Origin of the sequence: Streptomyces laurentii, assembly GCF_040635425.1 — a bacterium.
Classification (GTDB): domain Bacteria; phylum Actinomycetota; class Actinomycetes; order Streptomycetales; family Streptomycetaceae; genus Streptomyces; species Streptomyces laurentii.
On sequence record NZ_JBEYHT010000026.1, the window covers coordinates 18,848 to 35,768 of the forward strand.

The 16,921-nt window shown below is 72.0% G+C and carries 15 protein-coding genes and 1 pseudogene; 10 read left to right on the forward strand and 6 right to left on the reverse strand.

From position 1 onward, the window contains the following. Window positions 1-293: 293 nt before the first annotated feature. The 8 genes from paaA to ABZ693_RS18090 all read left to right on the forward strand — a co-directional run bounded on the left by paaA (window position 294) and on the right by ABZ693_RS18090 (window position 6,670). A complete protein-coding gene (gene paaA / locus ABZ693_RS18055; RefSeq protein WP_359877873.1) occupies window positions 294-1,370 on the forward strand; it encodes a 1,2-phenylacetyl-CoA epoxidase subunit PaaA in 1,077 nt (358 codons plus the stop codon). After that, window positions 1,367-1,684, forward strand: coding sequence for a 1,2-phenylacetyl-CoA epoxidase subunit B (locus tag ABZ693_RS18060; protein ID WP_359877876.1), 318 nt, complete (start codon window positions 1,367-1,369; stop codon window positions 1,682-1,684). Before paaA ends, ABZ693_RS18060 begins: the two co-directional genes overlap by 4 nt. After that, a complete protein-coding gene (gene paaC / locus ABZ693_RS18065) occupies window positions 1,668-2,465 on the forward strand; it encodes a 1,2-phenylacetyl-CoA epoxidase subunit PaaC (RefSeq protein ID WP_359877879.1) in 798 nt (265 codons plus the stop codon). Before ABZ693_RS18060 ends, paaC begins: the two co-directional genes overlap by 17 nt. Beyond that, entirely contained in the window at window positions 2,462-2,962 is a 501-nt protein-coding gene (paaD, locus tag ABZ693_RS18070) for a 1,2-phenylacetyl-CoA epoxidase subunit PaaD (protein WP_359877882.1), read from the forward strand. Before paaC ends, paaD begins: the two co-directional genes overlap by 4 nt. A gap of 8 nt (window positions 2,963-2,970) precedes the next feature. Beyond that, entirely contained in the window at window positions 2,971-4,089 is a 1,119-nt protein-coding gene (locus tag ABZ693_RS18075; RefSeq protein WP_359877884.1) for a 2Fe-2S iron-sulfur cluster-binding protein, read from the forward strand. Between the two features lie 50 nt (window positions 4,090-4,139). Next, the gene (locus ABZ693_RS18080) at window positions 4,140-4,916 is read left to right on the forward strand and encodes an SDR family oxidoreductase (protein ID WP_359877886.1); all 777 of its coding nucleotides are present in this window, start codon (window positions 4,140-4,142) and stop codon (window positions 4,914-4,916) included. A gap of 67 nt (window positions 4,917-4,983) precedes the next feature. Continuing rightward, window positions 4,984-5,832, forward strand: a complete 849-nt coding sequence (locus tag ABZ693_RS18085) for a tryptophan 2,3-dioxygenase (protein ID WP_359877889.1) — start codon at window positions 4,984-4,986, stop codon at window positions 5,830-5,832. Further along, window positions 5,822-6,670: an alpha/beta hydrolase family protein gene (locus ABZ693_RS18090; RefSeq protein ID WP_359877892.1), complete on the forward strand. Its 849-nt coding sequence runs from the start codon at window positions 5,822-5,824 to the stop codon at window positions 6,668-6,670. The genes ABZ693_RS18085 and ABZ693_RS18090 overlap by 11 nt, the downstream gene beginning before the upstream one ends. A gap of 613 nt (window positions 6,671-7,283) precedes the next feature. Here ABZ693_RS18090 and ABZ693_RS36170 read toward each other — a convergent pair. Continuing rightward, window positions 7,284-7,478, reverse strand: a pseudogene (locus ABZ693_RS36170) (glycosyl transferase); the annotation flags it as partial. Between the two features lie 283 nt (window positions 7,479-7,761). On the opposite strand from ABZ693_RS36170, the gene ABZ693_RS18095 reads away from it, so the two are divergent. Further along, a complete protein-coding gene (locus tag ABZ693_RS18095; protein WP_359878035.1) occupies window positions 7,762-8,808 on the forward strand; it encodes an AraC-like ligand-binding domain-containing protein in 1,047 nt (348 codons plus the stop codon). A gap of 55 nt (window positions 8,809-8,863) precedes the next feature. Here the strand turns inward: ABZ693_RS18095 and ABZ693_RS18100 are convergent, their stop codons facing one another. The 5 genes from ABZ693_RS18100 to ABZ693_RS18120 form a co-directional block, all read right to left on the reverse strand. Next, window positions 8,864-10,681: a trypsin-like serine protease gene (locus ABZ693_RS18100; RefSeq protein WP_359877895.1), complete on the reverse strand. Its 1,818-nt coding sequence runs from the start codon at window positions 10,679-10,681 to the stop codon at window positions 8,864-8,866. A 42-nt stretch (window positions 10,682-10,723) separates the two neighbouring features. Then, a complete protein-coding gene (locus ABZ693_RS18105) occupies window positions 10,724-11,239 on the reverse strand; it encodes a protein kinase family protein (RefSeq protein WP_359877897.1) in 516 nt (171 codons plus the stop codon). Window positions 11,240-11,723: 484 nt separating this feature from the next. After that, window positions 11,724-12,179, reverse strand: a complete 456-nt coding sequence (locus ABZ693_RS18110; RefSeq protein ID WP_359877900.1) for a hypothetical protein — start codon at window positions 12,177-12,179, stop codon at window positions 11,724-11,726. A 536-nt stretch (window positions 12,180-12,715) separates the two neighbouring features. Then, entirely contained in the window at window positions 12,716-12,877 is a 162-nt protein-coding gene (locus tag ABZ693_RS18115; protein WP_359877903.1) for a hypothetical protein, read from the reverse strand. A 410-nt stretch (window positions 12,878-13,287) separates the two neighbouring features. After that, entirely contained in the window at window positions 13,288-14,736 is a 1,449-nt protein-coding gene (locus ABZ693_RS18120; protein ID WP_359877906.1) for a helix-turn-helix domain-containing protein, read from the reverse strand. A gap of 439 nt (window positions 14,737-15,175) precedes the next feature. On the opposite strand from ABZ693_RS18120, the gene ABZ693_RS18125 reads away from it, so the two are divergent. After that, entirely contained in the window at window positions 15,176-16,873 is a 1,698-nt protein-coding gene (locus ABZ693_RS18125) for a hydrogenase maturation protein (RefSeq protein WP_359877909.1), read from the forward strand. Window positions 16,874-16,921: the final 48 nt, after the last annotated feature.

Here is a 16,921-nt window from a genome sequence, read left to right on the forward strand (position 1 = left end):
TCGCGCACCGCGCCTGTCACCCGAACAAGAGGCGCCCGCGCCGGACCGCAATCCCCCGGTCCCGCGTGACGCTTGTCACGCGCACAGGTCGCCGGCCGGGGGATTGCGGGCCCGCCGTCCGCACTCTTTCCCAGACATCAGGCCGCGCCCGGGATGCCGGGCACGGCGGGGCGCCCGAGGCGCCCGGGACATGCCGAAGGAGTGATGCCAGTGCCCAGGCGAGGGGTGCGGTTCGGGGGCGCGTACGTGCCGGGACCGGCGAGGTCCGCGCGGACCGGCCGGGGAGGTGCGGCATGAGCGCGGCGGAGCCCGCCGGCGGCGCGGCCGGGGACGAGGCGCTGGAGCGGTTCGAGGAACGTGTCGGCGCCGGCGAGGCCGTCGAGCCGAGCGACTGGATGCCCGACGGTTACCGCCGCCTGCTGCTCCGGCAGCTCGCCCAGCACGCCCACTCCGAGATCATCGGCATGCAGCCGGAAGGTGCCTGGCTCACCCGGGCCCCCTCCCTGTACCGCAAGTCCGTGCTGATCGCGAAGGTCCAGGACGAGGCCGGTCACGGTCTGTACCTGTACTCCGCCGCCGAGACCCTTGGCGTGGACCGCGCCGACCTGCTGGACGCCCTGCACGACGGCCGCCAGCGCCACTCGGCCACCTTCGACCATCCCGCGCCGACCTGGGCGGACACCGGCACCATCGCCTGGCTGACGGACGGCGCCGCCGTCATCAACCAGGCCCCGATGTGCCGCATCTCGTACGGGCCCTACGCCCGGGCCATGCGGCGCGTCTGCCAGGAGGAGGCCTTCCACGTCCGGCAGGGCTACGACCTGATCCGCGCCCTGTGCGAGGGAACACCGGCGCAGAAGGAGATGGCCCAGGACGCGGTGAACCGCTGGTGGCTGCCGGCCGTGGCCCTGATGTTCGGGCCGCCCGACACCGACGCGGGCGGCCCCGACGCCCGGATCGCGGCGGTCGGCGGCGCGGTCTCGCGCCAGGCCATGGCCTGGGGCATCAAGCGGCACACCAACGACGAACTGCGCCAGCGCTTCGTCGACAGCTGCGTCCCGCAGGCCGAACGCCTCGGCCTGACCGTGCCGGACCCGGCGGTCCGCTGGAACGAGGAGCGCGGTCACTACGACTTCACTCCGGTCGACTGGGACGGCTACCTGCGCGCGCTCGGCGAGGGCACCCCGTGGGCCCGGCGGCGCGTCGCCCACCGGCGTGCCGCGCACGAGGACGGCGCCTGGGTACGGGAGGCGGCCGCCGCGCACGCGGCCCGCACCGGGAACGTCGGCGAGGCCGTCGGTGAGGGAGCCGGCGAGAGCGTCGGCGAGGCCGGCACACAGGAGAACGACCGTACGGAGGTACACGCATGAGCGGCGGACAGTCGGAGGGCGTCCCGGCGTCCTGGGAGGTCTTCCTGTGCCCCCGGCGCGGACTCGCCCACCAGCACGTGGGTTCCGTCCGCGCCCACGACCCGGACACCGCGCTGCTGCGGGCCCGCGACCTGTACACCCGCCGCGACGACCCGCTGTCGCTGTGGGTGGTCCGCTCCGACGAGGTGCACACCGCCGCCCCGGACGCACGCGACCCGTACTTCGCCAACGCGGCGGACAAGCCGTACCGGTACGCGGAGCACTTCGCGCCGCTCACCACCGAGAAGGGCCCCGAAGGTGACCACGACGACTGACCCGGCCGGCGTCCGGCTCGACCGCGACCCCGACCCCGACCTCGCCGTCCACGCGCTGCGCCTCGGCGACGACGCGCTCGTCCTCGGACAGCGGCTCTGCGAGTGGATCACCCGGGCGCCCACCATCGAGGAGGACCTGGCGCTGTCCAACATCGCCCTGGACCTCATCGGCCAGGCCCGGCTGCTGCTCACCCACGCCGGGCGCCTCGACGGCACCGGACGCGACGAGGACACCCTCGCCTACACCCGTACCGGCCGCGAGTTCACCAACACCCTGCTCACCGAGCTGCCCAACGGCGACTTCGCGACCACCATCGCCCGGCAACTCGCCTACACCCACTACACGGTCGCGTACTACGAGGCCCTGGGCGGCTGTGCGGACCCCGACCTGGCCGCGTTCGGGCAACGGGCCGCCAAAGAGGTCGCGTTCCACCGGATGCACGCCGACACCTGGATCGAACGGCTCGGCCTCGGCACCCCCGAGAGCACCCGCCGGATGCAGCGGGGCCTGGACCTCGTATGGCCGTACACGGCGGAACTCTTCGACGAGGACGACCTGATGCGCCGTCTCGCCGCGGCCGGCACCGTCCCCTCGCCCGCGGCACTGCGCCCGCGGTGGGAGGAGAGCACCGCCCGGGTGATCACCGAGGCCGGACTCACCGTGCCGGTCCCGCGCTGGCGGGCCCAAGGCGGCCGAAGCGGCCTGCACACCGAGGAGTTCGCGTCCCTGATCGCCGAACTCCAGTCGGTGCACCGCCAGTTCCCCGGAGGCACCTGGTGAGCGGAGTCGCCGCCCTGGCGGTGCCGGAGGTCCGGACGAGAGTGGAGGCCGTACCGGATCCCGAGCTGCCCTTTCTCACGCTCGGCGACCTCGGGGTGATCGGCGCCGTCGCCCCCGGCGACGACGGACGCCTCGACGTGGAACTCATTCCCACGTACGTGGGCTGCCCGGCGCTGGCCGCCATGGCCTCCGCGATCCAGGACGTCCTGGCGGACTGCGGTCACCCGGACGCCCGCGTACGGCAGGTGCTGACGCCGGCGTGGACGACGGACCGCATCACCGCCGCCGGCCGGGCCGCGCTCGCCGCCCACGGCATCGCCCCGCCCCTGCCCGTACGGGAGGACGGCCCGGTGCTCGTCCGGCTCGGCGAGGTCCCCTGCCCGCACTGCGGCTCCCGGGCCACCCGGCCGCACAGCGCGTTCGGGCCCTCCCGCTGCCAGTCGATGCTGCACTGCACCGCCTGCCACGAGCTGTTCCCCCATCTGACCGCGCTATGAGGACCCGCGTGAACTCCGTCATCCCGACCACCGCCCGCCGGCGCACCGGCTGGCACCGGCTCCCGGTCACCGCCGTCCGCCGCCTCGGCGAGGACGCCGTCGCCGTCACCCTCGGCGTCCCGGACACCCTCCGGGACACCTTCGCGCACCGGCCCGGCGAGCACGTCGTCGTCCGGCACCAGCGCGCGGGCGAGGAACTGCGCCGCAGCTACTCGGTGTGCCCCCCGCCCGAGGACCCCGGCGCGTTGCGCCTGGTGATCAAGCGGGGCACCCCCGACGGCTTCGGCGCGTACGCCCTGACCGGTCTGACGGCCGGCGACCACCTCGAACTGTCGCCGCCCACCGGCGCCTTCCGGCTCGCCGAACGGCCCGGGGCCCACCACGTGCTGATCGCGGGCGGCTCCGGCATCGCCCCGCTCGCCGCCCTGGCCGCGGCCGCGCTGCGCACCGATCCGGCGTGCCGGGTCACCCTCGTCCACTCGGTGCCCACGGCCGAGGACGCCCTGCTCCGCGACGAACTCGTCCTGGTCAAAGACGAGTTCGTCGGACGCTTCACCGTGCTTCACCTGTTCACCCGGGAAGGCCGCCCGCCCCTGGGCGGGCGGATCGACGCCGGCAACCTGCCGGGCCTGCTCGCCGCACTGGACGCCCGGCCCGGCCCTGACACCACGTACGCCCTGTGCGGCCCGGCCGGCCTGATCGCCCTCGCCCGTACGGCGCTGACGGACGCCGGAGCCGCCCCGGAACTGGTCCGCTCCGAACTCTTCACCCTCGGCGACACGGCGGACAGTCCGGCCGTGCCCGACGCGCCGAGCCCGGCCCCGCCCGATGAGCCGCCCACGGCCGAGGGCATCCGGGTCACCGCCCTGTACGACGGCCGGCGCCGGGTCGTCACCGCCCGGCCGGGCGACCCGGCGCTGCTCGACGCGCTGCTGCGCGACCACGCCGACGTGCCCTACGCCTGCCGCGAGGGAATCTGCGGCAGCTGCCGCGCCAAGGTCCTCGACGGCGAGGTGGCGACCGGCCCCCAGTACGCCCTGGACGCCGGACAACTGGCCGACGGCTACACGCTCGTCTGCTGCGCCCGGCCGCTCGGCACCGAGGTCACCGTCGACTTCGACGCCTGACCGCGTCCGCCCCACCCGGATTCCACCCCCTCAGCACGAAGGAGAACGCGATGGCCACCCCCCTGCGGCACGCGGGCAGGACCGCTCTGGTCACCGGCGGCAGCCGCGGCATCGGCCGGGCCGTCAGCCGCCGGCTGGCCCGCGAGGGCGCGCTGGTGGCCGTCCACTACGGTCATGACGCGGAGGCGGCCGAGCGCACCGTCAAGGAGATCGAGGCCGACGGTGGACGGGCCTTCCCGGTCCACGCCGAACTGGGCGTGCCCGGCGACGCCGACACCCTCTGGACGGCCTTCGACCGGGCCCTCGCCGCGCAGGACGCCGCACCCGGTCTGGACATCCTCGTCAACAACGCCGGCATCACCGTCCCCCGCACGATCGCGAACGTCACCGAGGACGACTACGACCGGGCGTTCGCCGTCAACACGAAGGCGCCGTTCTTCATCGTCCAGCGCGGCCTCGGCCGGCTGCGCGACGGCGGCCGGATCGTGAACATCTCCTCGGTCGCCACCCGCGTCGCCTTCCCGCCGATCATCGCCTACACCATGACCAAGGCGGCCCTCGACTACCTCACCCTGGCCCTCGCCCAGGAGCTGGGCCCGCGCGGCATCACCGTCAACAGCGTCGCCCCGGGCTACACCGAGACGGAGATCAACCCGACCCTCGCGATCCCGGAGATCCGGCAGCGGTACGCGTCGGCCTCCGTGTTCGGCCGGCTCGGCGCCCCCGCCGACATCGCCGACGTCGTGTCCTTCGTGGCGAGCGACGAGGCCCGCTGGGTGACCGGCCAGTGGATCGACACCTCCGGTGGCGTCCACCTCGGCCCGTGAGCCCCGCGCCCGTCCCGCACCACCGTCCACAGCACCCGCCCGTGCCACCCCTAGGAGACCCCTCACCATGGACAACGGCACGTCCGCGCCGGTCCGGCCGGCCCCGGACGACGTACCGACCCGGCCCTTCGACGGCGCCAGCCCGTACGACGCCTATGTGCGCGCGTCCGTCCTCAACAACCTCCAGCACCCCCTCACCGACGCGCCCGACGAGATGGGGTTCGTCGTCACCACCCAGGTGATGGAGCTGTGGCTCACCCTGATCGTCCACGAGTGGCGTACCGCCGGCACCGCCTTCGCCAAGGACGACCTCGACTCCGCCACCGACGCCCTCACGCGCAGCCGCCGCGCGCTGACCGCGCTTCAGGCCACCTGGGCACCGCTCGCCGCTCTGACGCCCGCTCAGTTCAATGGCTTCCGGGCGGCGTTCGGTACGGCCTCCGGCTTCCAGTCCGCGATGTACCGGCATGTGGAGTTCCTCCTCGGCGACAAGTCCGAGGCGATGCTCCGCCTGCACCAGGGTGACCCCGCCGTGCACGAGGCGCTGAGCGAGACCCACCGCCAGCCGTCCCTGTACGACGAGGTGCTGGGCTACCTGCACCGGCAGGGACTGCCCGTACCCGAGCGCGTACGGGAACGGGATGTGCGCGAGCCCTACGTGTCGGACCCGGGCGTCGTCGAGGTGTGGCGGCGGATCTACGCCGGCCCGCAGCACGATCCGCTGCTGACGCTCGGCGAACAGCTCACCGACCTGGCCGAACTCATCGTGCGCTGGCGGTTCGACCACATCATGGTGGTCCGCCGGGCCATGGGCACCAAGACGGGCAGCGCCGGCTCCTCGGGCCTGGCCTGGCTCGAACAGCGGTCCGCGAGGCCGGTGTTCCCGGAACTGTGGGAGGTGCGCGGTGAACTCTAGGGTGATCTCCGACTTCGCGGCCCAGGAGGAGAAGCGGGTCCTGAGCCTGAAGCCGGTCCTCGCGCCGCGCCACGGCCGTTACGGCGACCACCCGCACCAGTCCTACGACGCCTGGCCCGCCGAGGACCCCGGCGCCCCGCTGGTGATCCTGCTGCACGGCGGCTACTGGCGCTACGACCGGATGCATCTGACCCCCTTCGCGGCCTACCTGGCGCGGTGCGGGTTCGACGTGCTGCTGCCCGGATTCCGCCGGTCGGGCGGGGCCGGCGGCTACCCGGAGACCTTCGACGACATCGCGCGGATCGTGGACACCCTGCCCGAGGGGCGGCCCTACCTGCTGGCCGGTCACTGCTCCGGTGGCCATCTGGCCCTGTGGTGCGCGGCCCGCGGCCTGCTGCCCGAAGGGTCCCGCTGGCACACCGGCCGACTCCCCACAGGCGTACTGGCACTCGCCCCGATCACCGACCTCACGGCGACCCGTCGCGACGGCCTCAGCAACGGCGCCGCCCTGCAACTCATGGGTGGGGAGGCTGATTTCGATAAGCGACTGCCCGAGGTCGACCCCCTCACCCTGCTGCGCGAGGCGGGCACCACCGGCGTGCCGACGGTGCTGCTGCACGGTGCCGTGGACGAGGAGGTCCCGCTCACCCAGTTCACCGACTACGCGGCCGTACACCAGGACCTGAGAACGGTGGTACTGCCCGGCACCGGCCACTACACGCTCATCGAGCCCGGCGCCCCCGGCGCCCGCGCGGTCGCCGACACCCTCTGGGAGATGTCCGCCGCCTTCGGAGCCCACCGCCCCGGCGGCGGGACCGAGGGCGCCGCGGACGGGTGACCGCCACCGTCTGGGAGCGGGAGCCACCCGTGGGACCGAGGCGTGCAGGGGCCGCCGTACGGCTGGGCCGGCCGTGACACCCGTACACGGGGGAGTGCTCCGTCCAAAGTCCACAGGCCAGGCCGTGAGGTGAGGGGCCGGGGGCGGTGGCCGCGGCCAGTTCCCGGTCGGCCTCCGGGGTACTGACCCGGTACAAGGCCAGGAGATCCTCCGACTGGCCGGGGACCCCGGCGAGACACAGCTCCTTGCTCCGCCAGTGGACGGCCAGGGCCTCCTCCGGCCGCCCCATGGAACGCAGATATCCGCCCAGGGTGTTGAACGTCGTCAGTTCCGCCGGCATCGAGGACGGTCCGACGCATCGCGTCCACACCTGCCCTGATGGCGAGTGAGGTGCTGACGCGCCGCACCGCCTCGCGCAGCGCGTCGATGTCGGCGTGCTCGCGGGGAAGGTGGACCCCCAGGCCGAGGCGTGGACGTCGTAGAGCACGGCGTCCGGCCGGTCGGACGCGAAGGCGGCGGCCAGCTCCGGCGCGGTGACGATGGCCTGCTCGGCGGCCTGGCGGGCACCCTCGGCCATGTCCTCCGGCGCCTCGACGCCCTGGTGGAGGTCGCGGTAGAGGACGGGCGTCGCGCCCGCGGCCCGTACCTGGGGAGCGAACGCTTCCGTCGTGGCGTGGCTGACCCGCCACCCGCGGCCGACGAGCTCGGAGACGACCGCGAGAGTGGGATTGACGTGACCGTGCTGGGGGACGTTGAACACCGCGATGTGGCGCCGGGGATGGGTGCGAGAGGAAGCCATGACGCCCATGTAAGCGACCGGGCCGCCCGCAGCCGGCGGCTCCGCCCCGACATTACCCGCCCGGGTGTCTCAGCGGCCTGTCTCACCCTGGACGACCGTCCATCGGCATCGGTATCGGCATCGGGTGCCACGGCCACTGAGGTGCGCGGGCCGCGCGGCAGCTCTCCCGCGCGACGCGTGCGGTGAAGTGAGGTCAACCCTGCTGCTCCAGCCCGCTCCGTCCGACAGACTGAAGATCATCTGCAGGGGGCAGGAACACAGCGGTTAGACGTGCGATACGGGGGGCTTGACGATGTGGCAGGGCGGTTCCACGGCATCCGTGCCGACGGCGGACGGCTTCGACTGGTTCGCTGACATGGTCTCCAGCGCGCTGATGCCCACGGCGTTCATGTTGCGGGAAGGCACCGGGTTCCACGCCGAGGGATCCGTGCTGGACCTTGGACCGGTCCGGGTGTCGAGGTTCTCCTACTCGCCGCTCCACTCGCGGCGCACGCCGGCGCTGATCCGCAAGGGGGACCCCGAGCAGTATCAACTCGGTCTGGTGACCCGAGGCTCCGCGTGGTTCTCGCAGCACGGTCACGAGTCCGAGGCGCGCGTCACCGACATGGTGCTGTGGGACACCTCCCGCCCCTACGAGTCCGGCTCGGGAACGGACGGCCGGAACGTCGAGGTGATCGTCCTGCAGATACCCAAGACCCAGATGCTGCTGTCGTCCCGGCAGGCCGACCGGCTCCTGGCGCAGAGCTTCCCGGTCGGATCGGGCATGGGAGCGATCCTGGCCGGGTTCCTGGTCGGCCTCGCCGACAACGGCCGCGACTGCCGGCCCCAGGACCTGAACCGGCTCGGGAACATGGCCGTGGACCTGGCCACCTCCTACCTGACCCAGCAGCTCGGTGCCGTGGGAGAGGCGCCGGAGCGGACCCGGGCCCATGTTCTGCGCCGTCGGATCGACACCTTCATCGAGCACAACCTGGGAGACCCCGACCTGACCCCTCGGGTGATCGCGGAACGCCACCACATCTCGCTGCGCAGCCTGTACGCGCTGTTCGACGGCCAGCACGAGGGCGTCGCGACCTCGATCCGCCGGCGCCGGCTCGAACACTGCCGCGCCGACCTCGTCAACCCGGACCTGCGCAGACAGTCCATCCAGAGCATCGCCGCGCGCTGGGGCTTCACCAGCCCGACGGCCTTCAGCCGTTCCTTCCGCGCCACCTACGGCACCACGCCCAACGAGTTCCGTGCCGACGTGCTGAAGTCCGCCGGGTCGCAGACGGCCGGGAAGGCCGGTTCCCCGCGCACGGCCCGGACGCCGGCGGGTTCGGCGTGCCAGGCGCGGTGACGCCGTGAGGGGTGGCGTGCCCGAGCACGCCACCCCTCACCGGATCAACGAATGATCAGGTACGGATCCACTTGGTGTTGGAGCCGCCGTTGCACTCCCACAGGCCGAGCCGGGAACCGTTGGCGGTTTCCTGGCCCCACACGTTCATGCACTGCCCCGGGTTGAGGTGGGCGGTGATGGTGTTGTCGGTGTTGACGTTCCACTTCTGTTCGGCGCTGCCGTCACACGTGGCGAGCGACACCCCCGCGCCCTGGCCGGCGCCCTTGTCGGCGGTGAGGCACTTGTCGCCGCCCACGCGCAGTTCCTTGGCCGGGGTCACGTCCCACTGCTGGGTGCCGCCGCCCCAGCAGTCCCAGATCGTGGCGCCGGTGTTGCCGTTCGAGTCCAGGCAGCGGCCGGAGCCCTCCCCGCGCAGCATGCTGCTCGCCCAGCGCTCACCGCCCGAGGCCCAGCGCACGACCAGGCTGCCGTTGTTCTCGAGGGTGGCGAATCCGCCGTCGCCGCTCCAGGTGTCGGTGGCCCACAGGGCGCCGCCCCGGCCTTCGCCGCCGTCCTTCTTGTACAGGACGAGGTTGCCGTCGGCCTGCATGTGCAGGTACGCGTACCGGTCCCAGGTGATCTTGCTCCACAGCTCCCGGCCGGTGGCGGCCTCACGGATGTGGACGTTGCCCTGGATGTCCATCAGCAGGACGGTCCGGCCGTTGGTGAGCCAGTAACCGGGCATCAGTTTGGCGCCGGAGACGAGCCTGTCCCCGCGGGGGTAGGTGTCGCTGTGCCACAGGTGGCCGCCGATGCCGTGGCCGCCGTCCTTCGTGTAGACGACGAGGTTGGCGTCCGCCTGCAGCTCCAGGCGGGCACCGGTGTTGTTCCAGGTCTGGCTCGCCCAGAGCGCGCTGGACGGGTCGGACTCGGCGCCGCCCTTCTTGTAGACCACGAAGTTGCCGTCGGCCTGCATCTTCGCGAACGCCCCGGGGTTGCCCTCGGTGTTGGTCGCCCAAAGGGCCCCGCCCTTGCCCTCGCCACCGGTGCGGTGGTACAGGACCAGGTTGCCGTCGGTCTGCATGGTGAGCCGCGCGTTCTCCGACGAGATCGTCTCACCGGGCTGCAGCGTCTGCCCGCCCTTGACGACGACCGGGCGCTGCTTGACGGAGTCGATCCAGGAGGCGAGGCCGTCGACGCGGGCGGAGATGGCGCCCGTACGGGTCTCGGCCGCGTTCACGCCCAGGCAACCACCTTGCCAGGAGCGCGAGTTCACGCCGACCAGCTCGCCTGCCGCGTTCAGCAGGGGGCCACCGGTGTCGCCTTTGCAGATCGCGTCGGTGCCCTTGCTCGCGAGGGTGAGGTTGCCCGCGTCGGACGCGCTGACGGTGAACGCGCCCGTGTGCGGCTTGTTCGGTACCCACTCGGTCTTCGTACGCCCGAACCCGACCGCCGTCAGGTCGGTGCCCTGCGCCGGGACGGAGCCGGCGAGTGCCGTGGCCTTGATGCCGGCGACCGGGGTGGCCAGTCGTACGAGTGCGGCGTCGCGGTCGTCGCGCGGCGCGATCTCGATGCCGGCGACGGAGGTGCCGTCGCTGAGGGTCACGGTGGTCTCGAGGGCCGGTCTGCCGGCCGGAACCGAGGTTCCCGGGACGGTGGCGAAGCAGCTCGTGGCCGTCAGGACCCACAGGGGGTCGACCAGCGTGCCCGTGCAGGCCCGGCTGGTGGCCTCGTCGCCGAGGTTCAGCTTCACCGCGGAGGGATGCGCGCCGGCGGCGGCCTCGGGTCCGTTCACCGCCCAGGCGGGGGTGGCGGGAATCAGGCCCGCCGATATGACGGCGGTGGCGGCCAGGAGGCCGGTGATCCGCGCAGGGCGCGGATGGGGTAGGGACATGTGTCTTCCTTCGGGAAAGGGTGGTGCCGGTGTACGCGCCGGTTACTTGGTGGTCCGGATCTCCATGAGCATGAACTCGCGGCCCTGTTCGTCCGCGCTCTCGCCGACCGGCGTCCAGGAGTTCTTGTCGATCTCGAACGACTTCTCCTCGGTGCCGACCGTCATGTCGACCTGAGCGGAGTAGCCGTTCCCCTTGATCGCGAAGACCGAGGGAATTTCCAGGGTCAGGTAGCCGCTGGTCCCGGTGACGCGGAAGCAGATCTTGTCCTTCTTGCGGGACCAGACCTCCAGCAGATCGGTCGCGCTCGCGCAGTCGGCGAGCAGGATGTGGCCGTCACCGCGCTTGAGTGTGATGTTCCGCTCCGCGAGGATCTTGTCGGCGTTCGGGTAGCCGAAGTCCTCGATGGCATGGCCCGGGCCTTCGTCGGCGACCGCCTTCATGCCGGAGCCGCTCGCGGCGGCTCCGCCCGTCACACCGCCCGCCATCACGAGCCATGCCAGGGCGCCCGCGCACACGGCGGATCCGATCGCGCGGACGATCCCCTTACGTACCTTCATCGATGTCCCAACCTGTGTTCGTCGCACTGAGGGAGGAGAAGCAGGGCTGGTCGGACCGTCCATCGCCGGGCCCCGAGGGCGACTCTCTCCCCGCTTGGAAGAGGGAACGAGGGCCGGCTAGGTGGTCTCTACACGCATGTCCTCCAGACTGCTCACACCGAGGCGTCGCCTCCAGCACCGAAGAACTTAGGCTCGGGCGGCCCGCTTCTGTGAACATGGCGTGCAGAAACAAGCGACGTTCCGTGCAGCGCGGCCTCGCGGGCCCGCGCGCGGAACTCGGTGAGGGCGATACGCCGTAGATGTCGAGGAAGGCCCGGCTGAAAGCGACGGTGCGGCCACGTGGTGTCCGATGAGCCTCGACACCCGCCGTGACAGGGCCACTTGGAATCGGGCCGGAGGGGCCCCGTGCGGTCGGCGAACCCTCCAGATGGAAAACCCTTGGAAGAAGTCGGTAAGCCCTGTTGGAACCAACAGGGCTTCCGAGTCAGTGAGTGGCCGGCGCCGCGAGGGGCTGCTCGTCGCGGGCGCGGGCCGGGCCCTGGATCTCGGGGAGTGCCACCCACACGAAGGAGTCGATGCCGCGCAGGCTCGCGGCGTGCTTCGCCAGGGCGGGCAGGAAGCGGTCCGGCTCGCCGTTCACCCCGTGGATGACCTTCACCGGCCGGCGGGTGGTGTTCGCGAGGCCCTGCGCCTGGTCCATGACGGCGACGACCGTGTGGTTGAGGCAGCCGAATCCGGTGGCGGGGCCGACGCACTCGGGGCCGGTCCGTCCGATGAGCACGCGGGCCTGCCAGCCCTTGGGCTCGCGGGTGTAGTCCGCCATGACGGACAGCGCCCACGTGGCCTGTTCGCCCGCGTCCAGCTCGTTGATCCCGTCGCCTTCGCGCAGCCGGTCGAGGCGGTCCTCGCCGGGACCGGGCGTCGCTGCGACGGTGTGCATCCACTGGTCGAAGGTTCATGGCCGGGCCAACGACAGGCCGATGGCGTGGGGTGCGGCCGTCGACGGCCGGTCAGCCTGTTGGACCCGAAGGATCTGTCCGTTCCTCCGGCGCCGGGATCCGCGCCGGGGGAACGGCCTGCCGTGCGGCGGCGAACTCGTCTAGGAGCGCGAGGACCGCATTCCGGACGCCGGAGGCGCCGTCGGGGTGGTTCGCCCGGGCGCCGGCCGGGACGCCGTCGGCCAGGACGTGCCGCAGACCCTGGAGGCGGGCGGCGAGGGCGGGGCCGTCCAGGTGCCGCTGCCAGGAGCGCAGCTACTCATCGGAGACCGCTTCGGCAAGGGCGGGCCAAGTGCCGTTGAAGGTGGCCAGGTCGAAGACGGCCCCGCGCAGCCGGGGCTCGTTGGTGCGGCACCAGGCGTCGCCGGGCCCCTGTTGTCGATTGGGCAGGAGTCAGGGCCTCATAGCAAACGACGCAAGCTCGGACGCTGCGGGTCACGGTGGGCCGGGCTCAGCGCCCGGCCCACCGTAGTGATGGCTAGAAGAAGGCCTTGCAGCCGGAGGGGACGCCGACCTCGCACAGGAAGAGCCGGACGTCGGCGACGTTGCTTTCAGCCCCCGAAGGGGAGATCTGGTGGTAGCTGCCATCATTTATCCAGGCGCTGCCGTTCCACTTGGAGTACTTCCTGTAGATGCTCACGGCGCGACCGTTGGTGGAGCACAGGTCCCTGAGGTTGAAATCCCAGTTCGTCTTGTAGGACAGCTTGCCGTTGTAGGAGGTGGACTGTGTGTAGTTGTACGTTCCTGTGGCAGAGCCGCACCCGTTACTGAGTGTGGCGCTGTATGTGCCTTGGCTGCCAGCCTGGGCAGTGCCAGCGAGGGACAGGACCAGGCCGGCGCCCGCAGCAGCGACGGCGATCGTACGGGAAAGTTTGGATACCACGACAAACTCCTTGTCGATTCTGGGTTGAGGAAGTCCTGACGAGTTCGGAGCGCAGACACGCTTCTGCCCGACCTGCAGGGGGCTCCATGGTTCTGATGTGGGATGCAGGCCTGTACGACATCTTTGTTCGGTGTCCAGAATGCCGAGGACCGTGGCAGCCAGCCTTGTCAGTCCGCGCAGAGTGCCTGACGATTCGCGCATGCCGTAGACGGCAGGTTCCTGTAGTCCCGTGGCGGCATCCCGTAAGCGGTCCGGAACAGCCGGCTGAAGTGCATGGGGTTGGCGAAACCCCAGCGGGCGGCGATGACATGGATCGGGCGGGAGTTCAGACGAGGATTGGACAGGTCGAGACGGCAGCGCTCCAGACGGCGGTGGCGTATCCAGGCGGCCGGCGACGTGTCGTTCTCGGCGAGGAGCTGCTGGAGGTGGCGCAGGGAGATGTGGTGGGCGTCCGCGATCGTCTGGGGAGTCATGGCCGGGTCGGCGAGGTGCTGCTCGACGAACGCGTTGATCTGGACCCGAAGGGTGCTTCGGCGGGCCTCTGGGGCCAGTGCCTTCTCGGCGTCGGAACAGCCGGCGATGACGGACGCCAAGAGGTCCAGGGTGACCGAGGTGAGGGTGGGAATGTCGGCTCGGGTGAACTCGCCGGCGCGTGTGTTGAGGTCGGTCAGCCAGCGGGCCAATACTCCGCCCATGCCGTGGCGCCCGCTGATCGGGACAGCGAGCAGGCGCTGCACCGCCTTCTCCGGCAGCGGCAGTAGCCCGCGCGGACACTGCACCGTCACATGCGACCATCTGCCCGGATCGGCGTAGACCTCACCTTGGTAGGGGCGGCTGCTGTCCATCACCACCAGGTCACCGGCGCCCAGCGCCACGTCGCGCCTGTCCACGGTGAGAGTCCCATGCCCGCCGAGGAAATAGTTGAACTGATACACCTCGGGGTCGGACTGCCGGATCAGCTTCGTTGTCCGGGCGATCTCCAGATGCGGGTAAGCGAGCCCGGCCACCTGCACTTCGCTTAAGTCCAGCCCCCGCATCCTGGCCTGGAAGTCGTTGTGGGCGTTGCTGCGTAGCCGATTGGGCATATGCGACTGTCCCGTGGCTTCTCTCCATAACGCGAACCGTTCGGGCCCTGCCACGACGTCCGTCCTGAACTCCGTCACCAGCATTCCCAGCCCTCCGTAGCCTTCTTCCCCTGAGGCTTCGAACGTGACAGGAGAGACGCGCGCCGACCAGCAGGCCTTCGGCCACACCACCGTGAACCGCGGGGAGCGGTAGGGCAGCAGCGGAAAGAACGGTCGCGTGCGTCGCCACGTGGCCGGCGGCACCCCGTAGCCCGCGGAGAACGCGCTGGTGAAGGACTGCTGCCCGCGAAATCCGTGACGGAGCGCGATGTCGAGGACCGGGTCCGACGTGTCGACCAGGGCCCGCGCCGCCTCGGTGAGGCGCCTGCGCCGCACATAGGTGTGAAGGGCCAGGCCGAACGCGCGGCGGAAGGAGCGATGCAGGTGGTAGGGCGAATAGCCCACGTGGGCGGCGACGTGCTCGAGACGCAGGTCGGCGTGCGGGGAACGCTCGACGAAATCGACCGTCGCGGCGTGCTCGGTCGATCGCACGGTCTCCTCACGGGGCGCCGGCCCGGAACGGGGCGGTATCGCAGGTCATGGGCACTGTGAAGGCCAACCGGAGCCGACGGGATCTTTTCGCGCAATCTTGCGCAGTTCCGGGCACGCCGGGAGGGCCCGGATCCGGCCGGCCCCTCAAAGAGAGCGCGCCGTCGTGTGTGCGCGGGGTGCCGTACGGCCGCGTGGTCCGGGTCCGACCCCACGGCCCGCCCCACGCCCCGCCGCACGGGCGACGCCCCGGCCGCCCCCCCGCCCGGACGTCGCCGCCACGTGTCGCCGCCACGTGGTGGGGAAACAGGTCTCGAACGAGTGAGGCGAGGGAAGCGTCACCGTTCGCTCCGCCCCGGAGTGCCGGACGATCGCCGGGGCTCGCGCACCGATCCGCCGCCGCCCCGGCGCGCGGCTTCCACCACGACCCGGAAGGGCTGCCATGCGCATTCTGCTCATCGCCAGCGGCTACAACAGCCTCACCCAGCGCGCCGAGGCCGAGCTGCGGGACCGCGGGCACGCCGTGTCCGTGGAGGTCACGCCCGACGAGGCGGCGGTACGGGAGGCCGTCGGGCGGCACACGCCCGACCTGGTCGTCGCCCCCATGCTGAGGACGGTCGTGCCCCGGGACGTCTGGTCGAGCCGGATCTGCCTGATCGTGCACCCGGGCCCGGTGGGCGATCGCGGGCCGTCCTCCCTGGACTGGGCGATCCACGACGGCGCCGCCGAGTGGGGCGTCACCGTCCTGCAGGCCGACGAGGAGATGGACGCGGGCGACGTCTGGGCGACGGCCGCCTTCCGCGTCCCCGAGGTGGCCAAGAGCGACCTGTACCGAAATGAGTTGTCCGACGCCGCCATGGCCGCCGTGCATCTGGCCGTCGAACGGGTCGCCGCCGGGGCGACGCCGCGCCCGCAGACCGGGCCGGTGCGGGCCCGTCCCCACCTCCGCCAGGAGCGGCGGCGGATCTCCTGGGAGCAGGACACGGAAACGGTCCTGCGCGTCCTGCGTGCCGCCGACTCGCAGCCCGGCGTCCGGGACGAGCTGCTCGGGGAGGAATGGTTCCTGCACGGAGGCCACGCGGAGGACGGTCTGCGCGGCCGGCCTGGGGAGCTGCTGGCGACCCGGACCGGCGCGATCTGCCGCGCCACGGCCGACGGCGCCGTGTGGATCCCGGAACTCCGCGCCCGTACCGGCCCGGGTGGGGAACGTGCCTGCAAACTGCCCGCCACCCTGGCCCTCGCCGGACGGCTGCCGGAGCTCCCCGAACTGCCCGCGCCGCGCCAGCTTCCGGAGCGGGGCCGGACCTGGTCCGACATCCGCTATCAGGAGCACGGCGCCGTGGGGATGCTCTCCTTCGCCTTCCCCGGGGGCGCGATGAGCACCGACCACTGCCGCCGCCTGCTCAGAGCGTACGGGACCGCCTGCCGGCGCCCCACCTCCGTCCTCGTGCTCGGCGGACAGCGCGACTTCTTCTCCAACGGCATCCACCTCGGCGTCGTCGAGGCCGCCGCCGACCCGGCCGCCGAGTCCTGGGCCACCATCAACGCCATGAACGACCTGGTCGAGGCGGTCCTGACGACCACCGACCGGCTCGTCGTCAGTGCGATCGGCGGCAACGCCGCGGCCGGTGGGGTGATGCTGGCCCTCGCCGCCGACGAGGTCTGGTGCCGGTCGGGCGCCGTCCTCAACCCCCACTACCGGCGCATGGGCCTGTACGGGTCGGAGTACTGGACCCACACGCTGCCCCGCAGAGTGGGTCCGGCCCTGGCCGAACGCCTCACCCGGGCCGCCCGGCCCGTCTCCGCGTCCGCCGCCCGGAGCATGGGACTCGTCGACCGGGTCGTCGCGTGTGGGCCGGCGGAGTTCGCCGCCGAGATGACCCGCTTGGCCGCTCGACTGGCCGCGCACCCCGGGACCCCGCGCCGCGTCGCGGCGAAGAAGGCGGAGTACGAGGCGCGGGAGGCGTCGACGCCCCTCGCGGCCTACCGGGAACAGGAGCTCAGCCGCATGCGGGCGATCTTCGACGATCCCGCCGCCCCGTACCACGCACTGCGCCGGGCGTTCGTCCGTAAGGAGGGGAAGGGCGCGGGATCACGCGGACTCCGGGATGCGGGCGCGGCCGGTCCGGCCGACCGTTGACTCGTACGCGAGGCCCGAAGGCGGCCTTCGCCCCATCCTCCGTGGGAG